Below are 241 nucleotides of genomic sequence, written 5' to 3'. Positions count from 1 at the left end.
CATTGCCGCGCTGGGCGCCGTGCTGCGCGCGCTGCAGGACGGCAGCAGCTTTGCCAGCGCCACCACGATGGCGGGCCACCGCAGCCAGCTCGAAGCCGCACTGCGCGAGGCCTTTGCCGGCCTGGTGTTCAATGCGCCCCCGGCGCTGTGCCTGCCCACCACGTTGAATTTTGCCGTGCCGGGCCTCAGCGCCAAGCTGCTGCTCGATCTGTTTGATGCTGCCGGCCTGCGGGTGAGTGGC

1 pseudogene is annotated in these 241 nt (G+C 70.1%); it reads left to right on the top strand.

The features are described 5' to 3' along the window. Positions 1-241 (top strand): annotated as a pseudogene (locus H928_RS33930) (cysteine desulfurase); the annotation flags it as partial.

The organism is Comamonas sp. B-9 (assembly GCF_000410635.1).
Taxonomy (GTDB): domain Bacteria; phylum Pseudomonadota; class Gammaproteobacteria; order Burkholderiales; family Burkholderiaceae_C; genus Comamonas.
This window is presented reverse-complemented; position numbering and strand designations above follow the sequence as displayed.